This window comes from Coleofasciculus sp. B1-GNL1-01, assembly GCF_040220235.1.
Lineage (GTDB): Bacteria > Cyanobacteriota > Cyanobacteriia > Cyanobacteriales > Coleofasciculaceae > Coleofasciculus.
In genome coordinates this window covers 27,085-47,220 of sequence record NZ_JAVJTO010000081.1, presented here as the reverse complement: position 1 = coordinate 47,220, position 20,136 = coordinate 27,085, and the positions used below count along the sequence as shown (strand labels likewise).

Annotated in this window: 23 protein-coding genes; 10 read left to right on the top strand and 13 right to left on the bottom strand. The window is 44.9% G+C overall.

Going from position 1 to position 20,136, the window contains the following annotated elements; genetic code table 11:
• Nucleotides 1-80: 80 nt before the first annotated feature.
• The 4 genes from secA to RID53_RS19720 all read left to right on the top strand — a co-directional run bounded on the left by secA (nt 81) and on the right by RID53_RS19720 (nt 5,280).
• On the top strand, nt 81-2,879 hold the full coding sequence (gene secA, locus RID53_RS19735; protein WP_446389711.1) for a preprotein translocase subunit SecA: 2,799 nt from the start codon (nt 81-83) through the stop codon (nt 2,877-2,879).
• Between the two features lie 116 nt (nt 2,880-2,995).
• Nucleotides 2,996-3,385 carry a photosystem II reaction center protein Psb28 gene (psb28, locus tag RID53_RS19730; RefSeq protein WP_446389710.1) on the top strand — a complete coding sequence of 130 codons (390 nt, stop codon included), beginning with the start codon at nt 2,996-2,998 and terminating at the stop codon, nt 3,383-3,385.
• A 7-nt stretch (nt 3,386-3,392) separates the two neighbouring features.
• Entirely contained in the window at nt 3,393-4,304 is a 912-nt protein-coding gene (thyD, locus tag RID53_RS19725) for a thylakoid membrane protein ThyD (RefSeq protein WP_446389709.1), read from the top strand.
• 352 nt (nt 4,305-4,656) lie between these two features.
• Complete coding sequence (locus RID53_RS19720; protein ID WP_446389736.1) at nt 4,657-5,280, top strand: hypothetical protein; 624 nt, start codon at nt 4,657-4,659, stop codon at nt 5,278-5,280.
• Nucleotides 5,281-5,364: 84 nt separating this feature from the next.
• Here the strand turns inward: RID53_RS19720 and RID53_RS19715 are convergent, their stop codons facing one another.
• From RID53_RS19715 to RID53_RS19690, 6 genes are all read right to left on the bottom strand, one after another.
• Nucleotides 5,365-6,033: a uridine kinase family protein gene (locus tag RID53_RS19715; RefSeq protein ID WP_446389708.1), complete on the bottom strand. Its 669-nt coding sequence runs from the start codon at nt 6,031-6,033 to the stop codon at nt 5,365-5,367.
• Between the two features lie 83 nt (nt 6,034-6,116).
• Nucleotides 6,117-6,890 (bottom strand): class I SAM-dependent methyltransferase, encoded by a 774-nt coding sequence (locus tag RID53_RS19710; RefSeq protein ID WP_446389707.1) that lies wholly within the window; start codon nt 6,888-6,890, stop codon nt 6,117-6,119.
• A 20-nt stretch (nt 6,891-6,910) separates the two neighbouring features.
• Complete coding sequence (locus RID53_RS19705; protein WP_446389706.1) at nt 6,911-7,234, bottom strand: element excision factor XisI family protein; 324 nt, start codon at nt 7,232-7,234, stop codon at nt 6,911-6,913.
• A gap of 146 nt (nt 7,235-7,380) precedes the next feature.
• Complete coding sequence (locus RID53_RS19700; protein WP_446389705.1) at nt 7,381-7,677, bottom strand: hypothetical protein; 297 nt, start codon at nt 7,675-7,677, stop codon at nt 7,381-7,383.
• On the bottom strand, nt 7,674-7,967 hold the full coding sequence (locus RID53_RS19695) for a type II toxin-antitoxin system RelE family toxin (RefSeq protein WP_446389704.1): 294 nt from the start codon (nt 7,965-7,967) through the stop codon (nt 7,674-7,676). The genes RID53_RS19700 and RID53_RS19695 overlap by 4 nt, the downstream gene beginning before the upstream one ends.
• A 212-nt stretch (nt 7,968-8,179) precedes the next feature.
• Nucleotides 8,180-8,800 carry a heme-binding protein gene (locus RID53_RS19690; RefSeq protein WP_446389703.1) on the bottom strand — a complete coding sequence of 207 codons (621 nt, stop codon included), beginning with the start codon at nt 8,798-8,800 and terminating at the stop codon, nt 8,180-8,182.
• Between the two features lie 380 nt (nt 8,801-9,180).
• Here RID53_RS19690 and RID53_RS19685 point away from each other — a divergent pair, with 380 nt between their 5' ends.
• From RID53_RS19685 to RID53_RS19670, 4 genes are all read left to right on the top strand, one after another.
• Complete coding sequence (locus RID53_RS19685) at nt 9,181-9,456, top strand: type II toxin-antitoxin system HicA family toxin (RefSeq protein WP_446389702.1); 276 nt, start codon at nt 9,181-9,183, stop codon at nt 9,454-9,456.
• Nucleotides 9,422-9,808: a type II toxin-antitoxin system HicB family antitoxin gene (locus RID53_RS19680; protein WP_446389701.1), complete on the top strand. Its 387-nt coding sequence runs from the start codon at nt 9,422-9,424 to the stop codon at nt 9,806-9,808. The genes RID53_RS19685 and RID53_RS19680 overlap by 35 nt, the downstream gene beginning before the upstream one ends.
• A gap of 181 nt (nt 9,809-9,989) precedes the next feature.
• On the top strand, nt 9,990-11,462 hold the full coding sequence (locus RID53_RS19675; protein WP_446389700.1) for a TIR domain-containing protein: 1,473 nt from the start codon (nt 9,990-9,992) through the stop codon (nt 11,460-11,462).
• An 81-nt stretch (nt 11,463-11,543) separates the two neighbouring features.
• Nucleotides 11,544-12,527: a TIR domain-containing protein gene (locus RID53_RS19670; protein WP_446389699.1), complete on the top strand. Its 984-nt coding sequence runs from the start codon at nt 11,544-11,546 to the stop codon at nt 12,525-12,527.
• A gap of 349 nt (nt 12,528-12,876) precedes the next feature.
• Here the strand turns inward: RID53_RS19670 and RID53_RS19665 are convergent, their stop codons facing one another.
• The 3 genes from RID53_RS19665 to RID53_RS19655 all read right to left on the bottom strand — a co-directional run bounded on the left by RID53_RS19665 (nt 12,877) and on the right by RID53_RS19655 (nt 15,098).
• Entirely contained in the window at nt 12,877-13,662 is a 786-nt protein-coding gene (locus RID53_RS19665; RefSeq protein WP_446389698.1) for a DUF3891 family protein, read from the bottom strand.
• A gap of 52 nt (nt 13,663-13,714) precedes the next feature.
• A complete protein-coding gene (locus tag RID53_RS19660) occupies nt 13,715-14,047 on the bottom strand; it encodes a hypothetical protein (RefSeq protein ID WP_446389697.1) in 333 nt (110 codons plus the stop codon).
• 166 nt (nt 14,048-14,213) lie between these two features.
• On the bottom strand, nt 14,214-15,098 hold the full coding sequence (locus tag RID53_RS19655; protein ID WP_446389696.1) for a 4-hydroxybenzoate solanesyltransferase: 885 nt from the start codon (nt 15,096-15,098) through the stop codon (nt 14,214-14,216).
• A gap of 151 nt (nt 15,099-15,249) precedes the next feature.
• Here RID53_RS19655 and RID53_RS19650 point away from each other — a divergent pair, with 151 nt between their 5' ends.
• A complete protein-coding gene (locus tag RID53_RS19650) occupies nt 15,250-16,893 on the top strand; it encodes a Ppx/GppA phosphatase family protein (protein ID WP_446389695.1) in 1,644 nt (547 codons plus the stop codon).
• A 323-nt stretch (nt 16,894-17,216) separates the two neighbouring features.
• On the opposite strand, the gene msrA is transcribed toward RID53_RS19650, so the two are convergent.
• The 4 genes from msrA to RID53_RS19630 all read right to left on the bottom strand — a co-directional run bounded on the left by msrA (nt 17,217) and on the right by RID53_RS19630 (nt 19,395).
• Nucleotides 17,217-17,675: a peptide-methionine (S)-S-oxide reductase MsrA gene (gene msrA / locus RID53_RS19645; protein WP_446389694.1), complete on the bottom strand. Its 459-nt coding sequence runs from the start codon at nt 17,673-17,675 to the stop codon at nt 17,217-17,219.
• Nucleotides 17,676-17,809: 134 nt separating this feature from the next.
• Complete coding sequence (locus RID53_RS19640; RefSeq protein WP_446389693.1) at nt 17,810-18,070, bottom strand: hypothetical protein; 261 nt, start codon at nt 18,068-18,070, stop codon at nt 17,810-17,812.
• 258 nt (nt 18,071-18,328) lie between these two features.
• Nucleotides 18,329-18,895, bottom strand: a complete 567-nt coding sequence (locus RID53_RS19635) for a Uma2 family endonuclease (RefSeq protein ID WP_446389692.1) — start codon at nt 18,893-18,895, stop codon at nt 18,329-18,331.
• Nucleotides 18,896-19,041: 146 nt separating this feature from the next.
• Entirely contained in the window at nt 19,042-19,395 is a 354-nt protein-coding gene (locus RID53_RS19630) for a hypothetical protein (protein WP_446389691.1), read from the bottom strand.
• A gap of 201 nt (nt 19,396-19,596) precedes the next feature.
• On the opposite strand from RID53_RS19630, the gene RID53_RS19625 reads away from it, so the two are divergent.
• Nucleotides 19,597-20,058 (top strand): SRPBCC family protein, encoded by a 462-nt coding sequence (locus tag RID53_RS19625; RefSeq protein WP_446389690.1) that lies wholly within the window; start codon nt 19,597-19,599, stop codon nt 20,056-20,058.
• The last annotated feature ends 78 nt before the right edge of the window (nt 20,059-20,136 follow it).

Genomic DNA, 20,136 nt, shown 5'->3' with positions numbered 1-20,136 from the left:
CTCCCCTATTCATGCCCTTAGTCTTGAGTGTCTAACCTTAACCCTAGACAAAGCGCGATTAGACGTATCCCTCTCCTGCTATGTTAAAAAACTTACTTGGCGATCCAAACACCCGCAAACTTAAAAGATACCAACCGTTCGTTGCCGATATCAACGTTCTGGAAGAAGATATCCGATCGCTCTCCGATGAGCAACTCCAAGGGAAAACCGCAGAATTCAAGCAGCAGCTTGAAAAAGCGACAACCGATCGCGAGCGAGAAGAACTGTTAGAGGATCTCCTACCCGAAGCCTTCGCCGTAGTGCGGGAAGCTGCATGGCGGGTTTTGGGAATGCGCCATTTTGATGTGCAGCTATTAGGTGGCGTGGTGCTGCACCGAGGAGAAATCGCGGAGATGAAAACGGGTGAGGGAAAAACCCTTGTATCCACCCTCCCAGCTTATCTCAACGCTCTAAGTGGCAAAGGGGTACATATTGTTACCGTCAACGATTACCTGGCACGCCGGGACGCGGAATGGATGGGACAGGTACACCGCTTCTTAGGATTAACGGTAGGACTGATTCAGTCAGGGATGGGTCCTGCGGAACGACAGCGCAACTATGCCTGTGATATTACCTACGCCACGAACAGCGAGTTGGGCTTTGACTACCTGCGGGACAATATGGCAACCTCAATGAATGAGGTGGTGCAGCGTCCCTTCAATTACTGCATCATTGACGAAGTAGACTCCGTACTCATTGACGAAGCCCGCACCCCCCTGATTATTTCCGGACAGGTGGAACGCCCCACCCAGAACTATATGAAAGCGGCTCAAATCGCTAAAATGCTTCAGCCGGAAGAGCATTACGAGGTGGATGAAAAAGCGCGTAATGTCATTCTCACCGATGAAGGCTTTATCGAGGCGGAAAAACTCCTAGAGGTTGGGGATTTGTATGACCCGGAAAATCCGTGGGCGCACTATATCTTCAACGCGATTAAGGCAAAGGAACTGTTTACCAATGACGTAAACTATATCGTGCGTAACGACGAAGTGGTCATCGTCGATGAGTTTACCGGACGGGTCTTACAGGGACGGCGTTGGAGTGATGGACTGCACCAGGCGATTGAGGCAAAAGAAGGTGTCGAGATTCAAAAAGAAACCCAAACCCTAGCTACAATTACCTATCAAAATTTCTTTTTGCTTTATCCCAAGCTAGCCGGGATGACCGGAACAGCCAAAACAGAAGAAGCCGAATTTGAAAAAATCTATAACCTACAAGTCACGATTATCCCCACCAATAAGCCCCCCGGACGGCGGGATATGTCGGATGTGGTGTATAAAACTGAGGAAGCCAAATGGAAAGCGGTGGCACGAGAATGTGCGGACATGCATGAGCAAGGACGCCCAGTATTGGTGGGTACAACCAGTGTGGAAAAATCAGAAGTGCTTTCGCGTTTGTTAAGCCAATTAGACGTACCCCATAATCTGCTCAATGCCCGACCCGAAAACGTGGAACGGGAATCAGAAATTGTGGCACAAGCGGGGCGCAAAGGGGCGGTGACGATTGCCACCAACATGGCAGGACGTGGTACCGATATTATCTTAGGGGGTAATGCGGATTATATGTCGCGGCTGAAAGTGCGGGAATATTTCATGCCGCAGATTGTCATCCCCGAAGAAGAAGATTCTTTTGCGGCTATGGCATCCGGTAGCGGAAAACGCTCCCAAGCCCAAGGGTTTGCACCCGGTAAAAAAGTGAAAACTTGGAAGGTAAGTCCCCAGATTTACCCGACTCAGTTGTCTCCGGAAACCGAGCAAAAGCTGATTGAGGCGGTGAAGTTTGCGGTGCAGCAGTATGGGGAACGCAGTCTACCGGAATTAGAAGCTGAAGAAAAAATAGCGATCGCGGCGGAAAATGCCCCGACGGATGACCCCGTGATTCAAAAGCTGCGGGAGGTTTGTCGGGCGGTGCGAAAGGAATATGAAGCCTTTACTCATAAAGAACATGATGAGGTAATCAACACCGAGCCTATCGGCGGATTGCACGTCATTGGTACCGAACGCCACGAATCTCGCCGGATTGATAACCAACTCCGGGGACGGGCGGGACGCCAAGGTGACCCGGGTTCAACCAAGTTTTTCCTCAGCTTAGAGGATAACTTACTGCGAATCTTCGGGGGCGATCGCGTGGCGGGGATGATGAATGCGTTCCGAGTTGAGGAAGATATGCCGATCGAATCCGGAATGCTGACTCGTTCCTTAGAAGGGGCGCAGAAAAAAGTGGAAACTTTCTACTATGACACCCGGAAACAGGTATTTGAATATGACGAGGTGATGAATAATCAGCGGCGGGCAATTTATGCTGAACGTCGTCGGGTGTTAGAAGGATTAGATCTTAAAGAACAAGTCATCCAATATGCGGAGAAGACAATGGATGATATCGTAGACGCCTACGTCAACCCAGATTTGCCGCCGGAAGAATGGGATTTAGGCAGCTTGGTGTCTAAGGTACAAGAATTTGTCTATTTGTTGCAAGATCTCAAGCCAGAGCATCTCGATGATATGACAGTCACGGAGATTAAAACCTTCTTACATGAAGAAGTCCGCAAAGCGTATGACATTAAAGAAGCCCAAATCGATCAAATTCAACCGGGATTGATGCGACAAGCAGAACGATTCTTCATCTTGCAGCAAATTGATACCCTATGGCGGGAACATTTGCAGTCGATGGATGCGTTGCGCGAATCAGTGGGGTTACGGGGGTATGGACAGAAAGACCCACTGATTGAGTATAAGCAAGAAGGCTATGAAACCTTCTTGGAAATGATGATTGACATCCGCCGCAATGTGGTGTACTCCCTGTTCCAATTCCAGCCGCAAGTGCAACCGCAAGCCGTGTAGTTTTGAGTCATTTCTCGTGAGTGTTAGATCCCCGACTTCTTGAAGAAGTCGGGGATCTCTTCGGTGAGAGGCATAAAGTTTTGTATACTGAACAATATAGTATTCTCCTTATAAAAATGACATCCCAAACACCATCAATTCAATTTTTTGAAGGACTTCCTGAAGAACTGAGCAATGTTAGCTTACGGCGCAATCGAAGTTCGGGTGTGCGTTCAGTATTAATGAGTTTCGATTCCTTAAAAGCGATAGAAAAATTTCAGAGTTATACCAAACGATTCGCCAATGCCTTACTCTTGATTGATGAAGAAGGGCAAATTAGTGTGGAACCCTCGTCAGTTAAATTTATATTCGGTGGTCCAGAAGGCGATGATTTAAAGCGGGTAGACTGCGAATTTGAAGTCGAACGCCAAGATCACTGGGATCGTTTCATGCGCTTTATGCACCGCTATGCCGAAGCCAATGGTATGGCTTACGGTGATACAAAACAAGCACAGGGAGCAGAGTAAGTTAATCGTGAAAATCGCTATTACTGGAGCAACCGGATTTATTGGTTCTCGTTTAGTCAAGCGTCTGCTTGAGTTAGAGCATCAACCGATGATTTTAACCCGAAACCGAGCCAAAGCAACTCGGCTGTTTCCTGATTTAGAGATTGTCGGCTATACGCCCACCGAATCGGGATCTTGGCAAGACGCGATCGCCGGGTGTGATGGGGTGGTAAATTTGGCGGGGGAACCCATCGGTGAGAATCGCTGGACACCGGAACGGAAAAAAGCAATTCTCGATAGCCGCCAACTGGGAACCCGGCGAATTGTTGAAGCAATCAACCAAGCGCAATCCAAACCCAGTGTCTTAGTGAATGCGTCGGCTGTTGGCTATTACGGGACTAGCGAAACGGCAACATACACTGAAACCAGCCCCCCTGGAGATGATTTTCTTGCCCAAGTCTGTCAGGCGTGGGAAGCGGAAGCGCAAAAGGTAAAAGAGGCTGGAGTCCGCTTGGTTATCCTGCGGTTTGGCATTGTTTTAGGAAATGGTGGCGCACTAGCGAAAATGTTACCTCCTTTTCAACTGTTTGCTGGAGGTCCAATTGGTAGTGGGCGTCAGTGGTTTTCGTGGATTCACCGAGAGGATTTGGTGAACTTGATTATCAATGCACTCACCCGCGATGATATGGAAGGGGTATTTAATGGAACAGCACCTAACCCCGTGCGGATGTCGGAATTTTGTCAGACTTTGGGAGATGTCATGAATCGTCCCTCCTGGTTACCCGTTCCCAGCATTGCCCTAGAAGCCTTACTGGGAGAGGGGGCTAAGGTTGTGCTAGAGGGTCAAAAGGTGTTGCCTAAGCGGACAACTAGCAGTGGTTTTAACTATGACTATGCCAATGTCAAACCTGCGTTAGCTGATATTGTTGTCTCTAAATGACACGCTTGGCGAAAATTTTTTTCGTCCGTTTTTTGTGTGATCCTTTTTTTATAGCGCTTCGCGCTGGTCTACAGCTCTTTGCGCTGTAATAAAGTACAGTAGATCAAAGTCCCCCTTCAGATCCCCCTCCCGTCCCCCTTCAAAAGGGGGAGACCAAAGGATGCTTCGCTTTTTGTTCCATGGGGAAGCCAAAGGATGCTTCGCTTTTTTTGCTTATGGGATTTAGGGGGATCGACAATGTACCGCATAGCCGAGCAAACTGCTGTAATTGTGTCCACCCACTTATCACCGACTACTTAGAGTGTGGCAAAATGATTGTAGTAGCATTGTCAGTGCTGCTAACTCTGGAAATATGTCATACAGTGATTTCAAAACCATTGACCAAGCCGTTTCTACCCTCGAATTAACAGTCGAGGATATTTCCCATTTATTTAGTCACATTGCACCCATTGAAGCTTCACAACGCCTTAAGGAAACGCTGGATGAAACCTTGGATTTAGCGGCAAGTATTAGTACAGAAAAAGCTCGATCTGAATTAATTATTACTCCGGTTTTATTGGAAGTAAGACGTAAGTTTCATAATAAAATTGGTTATTTTTCGGGTAATACGTTTAATGTTGACGAATCAAAAGGGTTAACGGGTGCTTGTGACTTTATCTTAAGTGCATCAAAAAATCAATCCCTAGTTACTGCTCCTGTTTTAACATTGGTTGAAGCGAAAGATAATGATATCCGCATTGGGTTAGGACAATGTGTCGCTCAAATGGTCGCTGCTCAAATATTTAATATCCGTAAGGGGCTGGAACAGCCAGTAGTATATGGTGCAGTTTCAACGGGTACGAACTGGAAGTTTATTATGTTAGAAAATCAGATTGTTAAAATTGATTTGACTGAATATTTTATCACTCAGTTAAATCAAATATTAGGCATTCTTGCTGAACCATTTAGAATTTATTTTGAGGGCGCGATCGCGTAGATTGGTTCTAGCTGTATGTAGGGATGATAGATAAATCTTAGTAAGGAGAGTAGATACTCCTCAATTTCTGCTGCTGAAAAAAACTCACCCTTCTAATCTGGGATCGTTGTTAATTATTGCGATCGCAGATTGTTGCGGTCGGTCAAGCTCAAAATGAATTTTCTGAGCCGGGAAGTAAATCGTCTGATATGCCTGAATTGTTTCTTCTGGAGACAATCCCTCTTGTGAACGAGCAATCGCCCGTTCTAGGGCTGTCTCAAAGCTGCAATCAATCCAGAAAGAGAGATTGTAATATGACTGAAATTGATGCTTTAGTAAGTAGATTCCCTCTAGCAAAATAATGTCTACTTCCTCAAAGCTGTAGATATGTTTTCGATATTTCGTAGCTGTTTCTTCCGTGAAATCTGCCTTAAGATAAATGGAGCGGCGATCGCGTAATGGAAAGACGAGTTGATCAAATAACTCTTTAAAACGAATCGCATGTTGGTAGAAGTGTTCCGGTAGATTAATTTTACTAAAGCGTTTTTCAGGCAGATTTAACCAACCATCAAGATTGATGTTTGCGATATTGAGACTTCGTTTCAAAAGTAGGGTGGCAATTTTGTCGGTGAGATAGCCTTTCCCTGAACCATCTATCCCTGAAATCGCGACTAGAAGCGCCTGGTGATCTGGAATAATTGTTCGCTGTCGAACAATCGCTTCAGCAGCATCTTCAATGCTGATCAAGCGTTTTCGCGCAAGATTGTCGAGCATAGCCAAAACCGTAATCAAACAAATATCAGTTTTAAGTGAGTATTAAAGGGTTGACAAAACCATCAAACATTCAATCGTTCAATTTAAATCTTTTTGCCAATATAGAAAGCATAGCCATAAAAATCTTTGTATTTGTAATATAATTCGGATTCATGTCTTTCGTTTTCTATGAACTCTTCGGCTGTTTTATTGCCTGCATACTTTTCCAAGAAGTTTTTCTGTGCAGAAACTTGCGGCGTATAAAAATGTTCAGTCCAACAATTTTCGGGCAGGACAAAAGTGGCAATTGGAATATATCCGGCTTTTTGCATTTGTGCAACCTTGTTTGAAATAGTATCTATTTCCGGATAAGCATCGTTCCAAAATTTGTCGATTTCATCAGGTCGCTCTTCGGTAAACCATGATGCCTCTGAAACGCCAATAAAGCCTCCTGTCTTCAAAAACTTATGCCATTCGTTTATGCCTCGTTCAAACCCGATATTGTAGATTGCTCCTTCTGACCAGATTAAGTCTAATTCTTCATGCTGAAAAGGAAGATTCTCCATTGAACCAACAATACCCTTGACTCTATCCTGAAGATTCCGTTTATGTACGTTAAGATTGAATAGATCTATAAAGCCGGGAAATAAGTCGATTCCTGTAATATACCCTGACGTACAACTAGCCATTGCCATTGTCTGACTACCGGTGCCACAACCAATATCAGCAATTTGTGATTCATTGGTCAGATTATCAATAAAGCTCAACGCTTTAATCGTTACTTCAGGACTCCCAGGTCCTTGTCGTTCTAGGCTTGAAAAATATTCGCAGATTAATTTAAAATCAAAGTCGTGAATCGATTTCTTTTCCTCGTTCATGATGTTTTCCTTGTTTAAATTCAAGCCGTTGCAGCAGTTTGCTCTTCCGGGAGAAATGCTAGAACAATTCGCTCTGGAGGAATACCTGCGGCGATTAAGTCTTTGCTGATTCCCTGTTCCATCCCGTCATATTCCACCCAAACCTTGCCTTCACTCAAAGTCACATAAATCAAATTTCCCCTCACCCGTTGTCCTCTATCCCAACCTACCTGCATCAATGCATAGCGATTTTGCGCGTCGTCAAACACCGTGTCGAGTCGAATATCGCCATGAGAAGGTTTGAACTTAGCGTATCGTTGAATCACCTGTTTTACAATGTCCTGCTCTCTCGTGGTGGTATCCATCGCTTCACCTCTACCACTTCTACATCTACAATAAGCAATTTCATCGGTAACTCCCGCATCACCAACTCACCAATCGGTTCGCTGAAAATCTCCTCAGAGGTAAAATCGTCGGATCGATTCCATCGTTGTCCGTGAACGATCGCCTATCACTCCTGAGCTACTTCTGCCTGTAAGCCAAATTGCTCACGCACTGCCTTTAATGATTTTCCTCTCTTTACCTTCGGACGAAGGCTTTGATCTGGCACATCAGAAGCCGAAAGAACTTTCTTTTTTAAAGCCGCCTGTAGAAGATTTAATTCATCTTGAAGGTCTTCTAGTGACTCTCCGAAAGGCTCAATCGGCTTTTCTGAACAGGCAGCAATCGCGCCGCGATCATCATAATACACAGTGCGGATTGTGTAGCCATCATCCTCAAAGAACACCCGATAATCCCAGTGCATCATAGTTCTCCCTCCTCTCCTTGAAATATATACTTGTTCCTCTGCTTGGCAGCTATGCGCTCGATACTGACGATTCTAACTTTTTCCTCAACGTTATACAGAACGCGGTACACACCCAGCCTCAATTCCCATTCCGCTGTATCGTTTGGACGCAGGCGCTTCCGGTTGCGCGTCTCGGTAGCTGGCTCATAACCAAGGTTTGCCTCAATGCCATCAATAATTACATTCTGTTGGTGTTTCTTAAACCACTGCAAATCCTCAATAGCTTGGTCTGTTAACTCAATCTCAAACACGATGGCTATAGGGTAAAGTGTTCCAAGTAACTGTTCATGCTACCATTCATATTTACAACCAGGAAACCCAGAGCGATCGCTCATCTAAAGTATAACTAACTCTAGTTGGTGAACAAGAGGCTCTCAGGTAAGGACAGCGTTTATCTGACTTGATGAATCTGTGGCGAACAGCACAGGATGAAACGCGATCGCGCTTAACACCAACCCCTTCATCAACCTTCTACCCGGCGAATCGGAATTTGGATTTCACTGCGCTTGGCAGGTTCGGGGACATAAGGAGCATCGTAGAAGAAACGGCGAGGGGAGCCAACAACAGTCCATTCTGGATGCTGTGCTAACCACTCTCGTAACCGTTGGATATTTTGTTGATAGCTGGAGTAATCGTAACTGCCTTTTAACCCCAGACTGACGACTGTCATGGGTGGAATATCTTCTACTTGAATGTTTTGGCTAATTTCGTCGGGGTAGATATCCGTGTTGCGGTAGAGGAATGAAACCAGCGCTTCCCCTTGTTCATCAGGTGGACCCATTTGATTGGCTTCCAGGGTGCTAACTGGATAACGGGTTTCGACTGGAGCCGTCATCGAGATATTGTTAGAACTGATATGGCGATAGAGAGGATCAAATGCTCTATTGGCTGCCATTGAGAGTTCTCCTGAGTAGCGAACTGTGGCAGAGCGGTAGGCTGGATAGTGTTTGACTTCAATTTTCCCCTCTGCTGTTGGAGGCGGGAATCCTTCTGGCAAGGGAGCCGTAGCCGCATCGTAGGCGAAGAAGGCGATCGCAACGACGGCTAGAATTCCTAGGGGTAACAGTAAGTGCTTTAGCTTCACAGAGAACCTCAGAAACTCTTTCTATTCTAGATCCGGCAGTTCTTCCGGGGGGCAGATCTATAGTCCTGGCAAAGTAAAATCGCGCGATCGCAATCCCCTCTCAAAGCCATACTCAACAGAAATATATGCGCTCACGCCACCATCGCCAAGGCGATCGCATCTCCTAAGTAGTCGGACAAAAGAAAACGGTACTGTGTTAAGTTTTGCAAATTGCCCTCAAACCCTTACTGTTCCCTGTTCCCTGTTCCCTGTTCCCTAATCTCAACCGTTCACTTTAATTGTGTCCACCTACTTACTGCTTCGGCTGTGGAAGAGTGGACTTAGAGCAGAACAGCGCGTTTAAATCCTTGCTATGATACTACCTGTGATCATGTTGCTGGATGGGCAAATTAGAGAAATTAGTAGAGCAATTCCTGAATAAACCGCCAGAAGTGCGGTTTGAGGACGTGCGCTACCTTCTGGAAGCTTTCGGCTTTGAAGAGAAAAGGTCGAAGGGTAGCCACCATAGTTTTCGAGATTCACAAGGTAGAAAAATTACTGTACCCAAAAAAGGCGGACAGAAAGTTAAAGGGGTTTATGTCAAGCAAATCGTTGAGTTATTGAACTTGGAGGAATGGAGCGATGAAGACACTGAACCAGAAGAACAAGCTGAGTGAGAAGCAGCCATTGGACTATTATTTGAATCTTCAGTATCCAGTAACACTTTACCCCGATCCAGAGGGGGGATATGTAGCTCAGATTAAAGATTTGCCTGGATGTCTGACTCAAGGTGAAACGTTGGATGAGACGATCGCAAACATAAATGAGGCGCGAGAGTTGTGGATTGAGACAGCTTATGAAGCTGGAGATGAGATTCCTTTACCCAGTACGGATGATACTTACAGTGGTAAGCTACTCCTGCGGATGCCGAAATCGTTGCATCGTCGTTTGGCTGAGAAAGCGGACAGGGAAAATGTGAGCCTCAATCAGTACATTGTGTCTGTGTTGAGTCAGGGAGGATCAGGTTAGCAGGGCGATCGCTAGATTCTTCTCACTAACCCCACATTGATTGTATTTTAACAATGCGTTCTACTCTTTCAACTGGCACATCCAATAATCTCAATCATCGTTAATACAGCTAACATAGTAGCCAGTATTACTAATTGAATAGTTGCATTAAAATTACGCTATTTTCAAAGGAAAGCCTAATATGTTTTTTTTCAAGCGTCGTAAAAAGCCTAATTCATACGATAAAAATTTGCAAACAAAGAGGGGTTTGATTAAAATATCAGGTTGCGAAAATGCTAGTCGGAGTGGCGATGTCATCTTTATTCATGGTTTAGGTGGGAATGCTCGGAGTACTTGGCATCCGCAAGAGCTATATGATGATAACTTTTGGCTGACTTGGCTGGGAACAGATTTGTTAGATATTGGGATATGGTCTTTTGGGTATGCGGCTGAAGCTTTTGAATGGAAAGGTTCAACAATGCCACTTTTTGACCAAGCTAGCAACTTACTAGATTGGTTAGAAAATCGTGATATTGGTCAGCGTCCGCTGATATTCGTTACTCACAGCTTGGGTGGATTAGTGGTAAAAGCAATGCTGAGAACCGCTCAGACTTTCAGAAAACAATCCCTTATAGAAAAGACTAAGGGTATTGTGTTTCTAGCCACTCCACACACCGGTTCTCATCTAGCTCAACTAATCGATAATATTGGCATTCTTGCGCGAAGCACAGTGAGCGTTGAAGAACTAAAAGCACACGCTCCTCAGTTGCGTGAACTAAATGAATGGTATCGGGAAAATGTTCGTCATCTGAAAATTCAAACAAAGGTTTATTATGAGACGAAGCCGATACAGGGAATCTTGGTTGTAGACCCGGATAGCGCTAATCCAGGTATTGAAGGGGTGAAGCCTGTCGCCATCGCAGATAACCATATTTGCATCTTTAAGCCTAATTCCCAGGAAAATCAAATCTATCTTGGAGTCAAAAAGTTTATTTGTGAGTGTTTAAGAGTACCTTTACAGCTACCTAAGATTGACTTTAATTCTAAAAAAGGTAAAAATCTTACAGAATTAGAAGAAGAAACTGTAGTAACTAAACCATTAGCATGTATTACAGAGGAATTAAATTCCCTCCCCAAAAATATAGACGCCAGCAAGAAAGTTATAAGCTCTCATTCATCTAATAGTTTGCATGTAGTAGACAACCAAGTTACGTCTGTTAAACCAATTGAAGTCTTCTTCTCATTTGCTAGCCAAGACGAAAAGCTACGCGATGAGCTAGAAAAACACCTCATTATTTTGAAACGGCAGGGCGTGGTTACAACTTGGCACAAACGTAAAATTGGAGCAGGAAAAGAATGGCAAAATGAAATCAACCCCCACCTAGATACAGCTAGTGTAATTTTACTGTTAATTAGTACAAATTTTCTGGCTTCAAATTATTGCTGGGGTGTTGAGGTAAGGCGGGCAATGGAGAAACATGAAGCGAAGACAGCCCGGGTTATTCCTATAATTCTCCACCCCACTGATAATTGGGAAAATGCACCGTTTGGCAAGCTTAAACCACTGCCTAAAGATGGTAAACCTGTAAGCAAGTGGGGAAATCGTGACGAAGCATTTTGCAATGTTGCTCGAGGTATCCGTGCGGTAGTTGAGGAACTGGTTGCCAGCGTGTAAACACATAGCTGTCTTCTAATAAGATCTATAGATGTTCAAAGTAAACTCTATTTAATATCGAATTTAGAGGTACTGAAATTGATGTCGCCTGCTAAACCTATCAAAGTATTATATTGTTGCTCTGATTCTAAAAATGACGAATACATGCTAAAAAAATTAGACAAGCAGCTCAATATTTTGCAGCGGAAAGGCTTGATCAATACCTGGCATCCAGAAAAGATTGGTGCGGGAAAAGAATGGGAAAATGAGACATATACACAATTGAGAACAGCTGATATAATTCTGTTACTAATTAGTTCAGACTTTTTTGCTTTAGACTATAACTGGGACATCGTTCTGAAAACTGCTAAAGAAAGGCATAAGGATAAAGAAGCTATTCTCATTCCTATTCTCCTTCGCCGAGTCGATAATTGGAAGAGTGCGTTCGACAATCTTAATCTCAAAGCCTTGCCTGAAGGGGAAAAACCTGTAACCGATTGGAAACCTTATGATAATGCCTTTGAAAATATCGCTAAAGGTATTAGGCGCTTAATTGAAGAACAAAGCACTTCGCCCTTTTCTCTAAAATCTTATCCATGGCTTAGAGCAGGTGCAACTTCTGTTGCAAGAAATCTGGCATCTATACCAACTGTCGATGCTTTTGTCTTCTCTAAAAAAGTGAAGTCTCGTTGGCACAAGAAGGCAAACCTAAAGACTATTATCGTACCTGCTATGATTGCTCTCGTGAGTGTAACCGCAATCAATCACCTAACCCATATATCAGGGATACCTTTATTGGTACCTACTGCAACTTATAATTCAATAAAAAACATAACTCCAATTGGCTGGATTAGAATAGGTGTTGTTGATAATGCCTCAAATAGTTTATCTGTTAAAGAGCAACTGATTCAATCTTCAAATCCTCGATTTGCTCCTAGTGTTGATGCTCTTAGTGTTCCATCAATAGGAGACGCCGTAACCGTAAAAAACCCTGTGAACTTAAGGAAATATAGACCCAAGCCATATTTACCAGAGAGTGTGGGTTTACTTAAACCTGGAGAGAAGCTCGTTATTATTAAATTATAGCAATCCTAAATAGGATGCAACAAGCAAAATGCTCGAAACCCAGGTATAGCAAGGGTTTCATTTTTGAAAATTGCCACGACCTAAATAGGATTGCTATAGAACCTTTAGTAAGAGTGGATTCCAATTTTCCTCGTAAGGAAGTTTGGGCGCAAGTTGGTAAGTGCGCTGACAGTTGTAGTAAGTAAGGATACAGCAGGTTAAGACTCAATGTAATATACCGCTATCGTGCGTTGCCACTTATCCTACACGTAAAGTTTAAAGGGGGGCTATGAAAGCGAATTTGGTATTACCCCAGCCCAAATATAATCTACTCAACTGTTAAGGTCAACTCTGGAAAAGTACCTGAAACCTACTCTGGTGTCAGAATAGTGGTTAGAGTTAACCCGCCATCGCGCCTCAGCGCCTCTCGCATCGCCATCTCATCTGTAAACGTTTCTCGTAATAGCCGTCCTTCATAAACCAGCGTTACCTCATTCTCCTGAAGGGGCCAAGGAGATAGAATGATTTGATGAGGATCATCATTAACATGAGTCAACGTTAGAACAGTTTCACCCTCAGCCGTAGGAACCTGCTCAACCTGCTGTTCACCTGACACATTCTGACACAAAATTAGTGAAATAGCATCCCAAGTCGCTACCAGTTTTTGGTTGCGTTTGATAATTTCTGGTGTCACATAAGGGACATAATGGGGGTCGTTTTTCAACGTAGCAATAAGCTGTTCTTGAAAGGCATACTCACTGTTCAGAAAATCCTGTACAATTCGGCTAGACTCCGGGTTTTTCTGCCAACTTTGATATCGCTCATATAGCCCAGTACCGTGGAGTGAAACGAATAACGTCACATACCTCCCCCAAGGCATTGCTAGCTGTTTCGCACCCGTCCAGATATCGATATGGACTTGGGTTGGGAGTTCAGTAAACCTATAGGGATAGCCAGTTTCGGGGTTGAGAGTGGGCGCTTGTTCCCACAACAGCCAGCCGATATCATGTTGTTCGGCGGCGAGACAGAGTTCTTTGGGTGGGACAAACTGACCGAACTGTTCATTTCCCCAAGCCCGGGCTAATTCACCGGAAACCCAGGCGTGGTTCGGTTGTGTGATGCAGATAAGTCCCTCTTTGGATGAGCGATGTAGCATGAAGGGAAATTTGCAAAACTTAACACAGTACCGTTTTCTTTTGTCCGACTACTTAATTAACTTGATTGGGTACACAAGAGGTGATGATTTGCCTAAACTCCTCCGGTTCGGGCTGACCGGCTTGCAAGTCTTGACCAATTTGCATGAATTCATCTAGGGTGTAAGTCTCTTGAATCTTCTCAATCGTACAGGTACAAAATGCCCTGATTTCCTCTGGGCGATCGCCAACACAGTTCTCGATATAAACTTGAACCATCTCAGGAGGATAGGTATTCGTCGGTTCTTGGGGTGTTACATCAGGCGTTTGCGAATTTCCTCTAGGTGCGCTCATAAGTACCAAGATTAAGGTACTCATTACCGCCGATAAGGTGTGGATTTTTTTCATGATTCTTTTGATGAGCGCTATTTAGATGAATGATATCATGTCCGGTTGAATACTTAAAAGGCAACAGGGAACGGGGAACAGGGAACAGATGATATACAATTTCAATGCACATCAGCTTATCAGTAATCAATCACCTGCTGTCTTCTGCCTTTTGGTATAGTTATCTCTACAAAACCAAACCCCCAATCATCCCTGCCAATAGAACAAAACCAATCCAGACATTTTGGCGGAAAATTCCCCCATAAACGGGTTTGGGAATATCAGGTTGGCGCAGTCGCGTATAGTGCCAAATCCACCCGATCGTGGCTATACCTAAAGCAATCCAAAAGCCCCAGTGTAGCTGCATGACAAATCCCAATCTCGCCAAAAATCCCACTGTGGCGGCAAAAAATAGACCCACGGCTTCCGGGGCGTAGTCCCCAAAAAACAAGGCGCTAGACTTAACCCCAAGCTTCTGGTCATCGTCCCGATCAGACATCGCATAAACAGTATCAAATCCTAATGTCCACATTACCGTTGCTGTCCACAATAACCAAGTGGCGGGTTGTAAATTCCCAGTAACCGCACTCCAACTGATTAAAACCGCAAACCCCCAAGCGATGGATAAGACTAACTGAGGAATCGGAAAAACGCGCTTGGCGGATGGATAAAATACAATCACGGGAATAGCGGCGACGCACAGCCAAAAGGTGAAGGGATTGAGATACAGGGCGAGGATACCTGCACAACTCATCGCCACTAACACCACCACCACGCCAACTTGTACAGACAGGGCGCGAGAGGCTAAGGGACGTTCTTTGGTGCGTTCGACTTGCGGATCAATGTCGCGATCCCACAAATCGTTAACCACGCAACCCGCCGCACTCGTGGCTAAGGTTCCCAGAATAATCACACCGACGAGGGGAATCGGGGGTGTACCCTGGGCGGCTAAGAAAACTGCCCACAGCGCCGGAACCATTAAAATTAAGCGTCCGGCTGGTTTATCCCAGCGCAACAGCCGCGCGATCGCTAGCCAAGTTGGTATTGAGGGAGGGTGTTGGTCGGTCAGCATCGATGCTCAGGTCTTTTATCGGGTCTTCACTAAATTAGGGTAAATCTATATCGTTAAGATAACGCAACACTTTGCTACTGTCGATTTGAGCAGATTTAAAGTTATCGTTGTCAATAGCATCACGGCTAGAGTTGTAATCCCGAATACAAGAATGATCGATTTAGCTGCCAAAGGGAATTCAGCAGGAGTTTCGACTCCAACCACAGACAATGATCGCATTCTGGCTGCCATTGATATTGGCACGAATTCGATTCACATGGTCATTGTCCGGATTGACCCGACGCTTCCTTCGTTTACGATTATCGCGAAAGAAAAAGATACGGTGCGACTGGGGGAACGTGATCCCCACACCGGAAATTTAACCCCCCAAGCCATCAAACGTGCGATCGCGGCGTTGCAACGTTGTCAGGCGTTAGCGAAAAGTTTTCAGGCGGATCACCTGGTTGCTGTGGCGACGAGTGCGGTACGGGAAGCCCCCAATGGACGCGACTTTTTACAACAAGTTGATTCACAATTAGGGTTATTTGTCAACCTCATTTCCGGTCAAGAAGAAGCAAGGCGGATTTATCTGGGCGTCTTGTCGGGAATGGAATTTAATAACCAACCTCACATCATCATCGATATTGGCGGCGGTTCCACGGAATTAATCTTAGGCGACAGCCACGCCCCCCGTTCCCTCACCAGCACCAAAGTCGGCGCAGTACGCTTAACCCGTGAATTCATTACCACTGATCCGATTAGCGATCGCGAGTTTCAATATTTACAAGCCTATATTCGGGGACGCATCGAACGCGCCGTTGAAGATATCTTAGCCAATATCGAACCCGGAGAAAAGCCTCGCTTAGTTGGAACCTCGGGGACAATTGAAACCCTAGCCGCCCTTCACGCCAAAGAACATTTAGGGGTAATACCTAGTCCCCTGAATGGCTATGAATTCAACCGCAATGATCTCAAAGATATCGTCAAACACCTTGCCGCACTCACCTGTGCTGAACGGGAAAAACTCTCTGGACTTGCGGATAAACGAGCCGAAATTATCGTGGCGGGCGCAATTATTTTACTAGAAGCCATGACGATGTTAGGCATTCAGTCCCTCACCGTCGGAGAACGCGCTTTGCGAGAGGGAGTTATCGTAGACTGGATGCTTTCCCAAGGCTTAATTGAAGACAGACTGCGGTATCAAGGCGAAGTTCGCAAACGCAATATCATTAAAGTCGCGCAAAAATATCACGTTAATTTAGCCTCTAGTGAACGGGTGGCTAACTTTGCCGTCAGCTTATTTAATCAAACCAAAGGACAGCTAAATAATTGGGGAACCGAAGCACGAGAATTGTTGTGGGCGGCGGCAATTTTGCACAATTGTGGTTTGTATGTGAGTCATTCTTCACATCATAAGCATTCCTATTACCTGATTCGCAACGGTGAATTACTGGGTTTCACCGATATTGAAATTGAAGTGATCGCTAACTTAGCTCGTTACCATCGCAAGAGTTCACCCAAGAAAAAGCACGACAATTACAATAATTTACCCAACAAATACTATCGGCATCTAGTCAAAGAAATCAGTCCTTTCTTACGTTTGGCTGTTGCTCTAGATCGCCGACAGATTGGGGCAATTTCTAAAATCCGCTGCCACTATATACCAGAGGACAAAGAATTATGTTTGCGTCTGACACCTGTAGATCCCAATGATACCTGTGCCTTAGAAGTTTGGAGTTTAGAAGATAAAAAAGTCGTGTTTGAAGAGGAGTATAACGTTAAAGTCGTCATCCAGCTAGAAAACCAACCCAGTTAACTCTAGCAACCGTAGTAGCGTGACCCAGCTAAAATGGTGGAATAGGTTGTAGGTTGGGTTTCGACTTCGCTCAACCCAACCGGATCTAGGGCTAAGGTTCCCTACTACGAACCCAATTATTACCATCAATTTAGGTAGTGCCAATCCAGTAGTGTGTTAGCGTTCGTGCAGTGTTCGCGAAGGGTAGCGTAACGCATCAACTAGAAGGCATAATTTAACAAATGAGGAATGACGTAGCTTGCTTCTCGCGCTCTTCAAGTATGACAAATGACAAATGATGAATGATGAATGACGAATGACGAATGACGAATGACGAATGACAATCAAGGTCGTCCTTTCTTCTCGTAATACTGCTGATGATACTCTTCGGCGAAATAATAATCAGAAGCGGGTTTAATTTCGGTCATAATATCCTGGTCATACTTACCAGACATCTGAAGCTTGCGCTTTGACTCTCTGGCAGCTTTCTCCTGATCCCGATTGTGGAAAAATACAACCGAGCGGTATTGCTCGCCGCGATCGGGTCCCTGACGATTATACTGGGTAGGGTCATGAATTGACCAAAAAACATTCAGCAGGTCATCGTAGGAAATTTGAGACGGATCATACTCCACTTGCACCACTTCTGCATGTCCAGTAATTCTGGCACAAACATCCAAATAGGAAGGGTTCTCAAAATGTCCTCCCATATAGCCGACGGATGTAGAAGTAACGCCATTTAATCGACGAAATGCCGCCTCTACTCCCCAAAAACAGCCTGCTCCAAATGTCGCTTTTTCCATAAGATATTCACCTATTTTTCCAACAACTGGGTATAAGTATAGTGGTGGAAATCAACGGACATGCCGTAGGGTGGGCATTGCCCACCAGCATACCAGTCAGTATCATTCACTTTAATTGTCTCCACCGACTTAGCCTAATTGAAGATGAACCAAGCATAAGTCAAAATTGCCAGAAACGCGAAGCCAAGGAGAGTTTCGCGTTGGTCTTGCCAAAGCCGAAGTATACTTTGCCTTATGGAACTTAAGGTTACTCTACGTTCATGACCGAGTTCATCCATGAGTTGAGCCACTCTAACATCAACTTCCTCAACGGAGACATCGCCTCGCTTGTAGGCGGCTTCTAACTCGTCAAGCTTTCTCCAGTAGTCTTTGGTGGATTCGATCAGATTAATCATGGTTACGCTAGGATTGTTAACTTATGTAAATATCCTAGCGTGACTCCTGGAGTCGGGGGGTGAGGTTTACCCAACCGCCTGGTGAGTAAGTAGGGGCTGCTGAATAAGTGCTGTGGTGAGGGGGAGCGAGGGAAGCCGGGGAAGCTGGAGGAGCAAGGGGTACATTTTTTCTGATAGCGGTGTAAGGAACAAGGCAGAGGGCAGAAGAGGGCAGAAGGAAAAAATACCCAAGCTATAAAAAGGGGTTTCAAAAGCAGATTAATCCTTCTCAGGTAATCTCGCTTCGCCAAATATCTGCTGCGGCGTCAATTCTAATCCCTCAAACAACGAATCGGTGATCACCATATCTTTCGTATAGGTTCGCGGTGGCGCATCGGGATAGAAAACGGTGATACTTCTGGCGTGAGGATCGACAATCCAAACTCGTAAGACTCCCGCTTCTAGATAATCGGTGGCTTTCTCGATCAATGTGCCAAATCTTTGTCCCTGTGAAATAATTTCAATGGCTAATTCTGGGGGAACTGGACAAGGTTCATCTTCCATCACGTCTGTCGGTAGTCGCTGATAAGAAATATAGGTTAAATCTGGCACAGGAACCCAGTCTTCACCCCGACGTTTTAACGCGATCGCCCATTCGGGATTCACTTCTCCCTGTTCCTGACACCACTGGTTCAAAAGCGTATACAAAGCACCCGTTACCCTAGCATGAAATCGTTTTGGTGACATTTTTGGTACTGCCTCGCCCTTGACTAATTCGTGAGTTACATCTGACTCTGGCATTGCCAGAAAGTCTTCAAGTGTAAGTTTTTTTTCTAACTGTTGCATGGCTATAAGTGATTTGTGATTAAGATAATTTTGAAATATCCTTGTCTTTTCTGTTCCCAGAAGCTTCCCCCTACACCCCATCTCCCTCATCTCCCCTATCTTCCTTATTCCATTATCCCCTTGTCCTCATTTTAATTAAGAGATCCCTAAATCATCACACAAAGCTGTTTCTGATCAAGACTCTGGAGTTCTAAACTAGGAGGAATGGGTTCAGGCAGGGGTTCAATACTGTGATAAAATGCATAGTTTAAATGGGCGGATTTAACCATTTGCTGGATACCATTGACTAATACTCTCGCTGTATTTGGTCCTCTGACTAAAGACGTGTAGAAAAATACATCGTATTTGGCTAAAGCAATCCCCTGACCCGCCTGACCAGTTTCATAAACATCCCAATTATACTGAATATCGACATTATTCAGGTTCCGGACTCGCCAAATAGCAAAACCATCTGTCCAGCCGATGTTCGTCAGTTGCAGCTTGGTCAAATTCTGTGTCATAAATCCCCCAATTCCCTGTTTTCAACGCTGTTTGCTGTGCTGTTTTCAGTATGGAAAAGAGATGTTAGCGATCGCGTTGACGTATTGTGTAACTTGATACTGAACTTAGATCAAACTTATGGGTCTGACATCACGATACCCTAGATCGTGCCAAGTTCAACGCGCTGGGAATCAACCTGAAAAATCAGTGATAATAGTTTTATGTTGCACTATCGCAAGTCCACGCTCATTGACGCACCCGTGGAGGTTGTCTGGAACTTTCACGAGCGTCCAGATATCCTAGAACGACTTACTCCGCCTTGGCAACCTGTTCAGGTTGTACGTCGCGAAGGTGGGTTAGGTGTGGGTGCGATTTCGGAATTTCGTCTATTTGTCGGTCCAATTCCGCTGCGCTGGGTAGCGATTCACATCGAATGCGAACCCTATTCCATCTTTACGGATAAACAGAAGGAAGGACCGATGGCGTATTGGGTTCATCGCCACCAATTTAATCCAGAAGCAGGCAAAACCCGCTTAACCGATAGGATTGAATATGGATTACCGGGAGGATGGCTAGTTGAGAGGCTGTTGGATTGGTGGGTAGACGCCCAACTCGAACAACTCTTTAGCTATCGCCATCAGGTGACACAAACTGAGTGCAGCAGAATTGGGGAGGAGACTTAGCTAGCTGTGTCAACTTACTACAGCCTAAGCAAGATCCCCTTGAAGAAGTCGGGGATCTGTCTGTGTTGCGATCGCGAA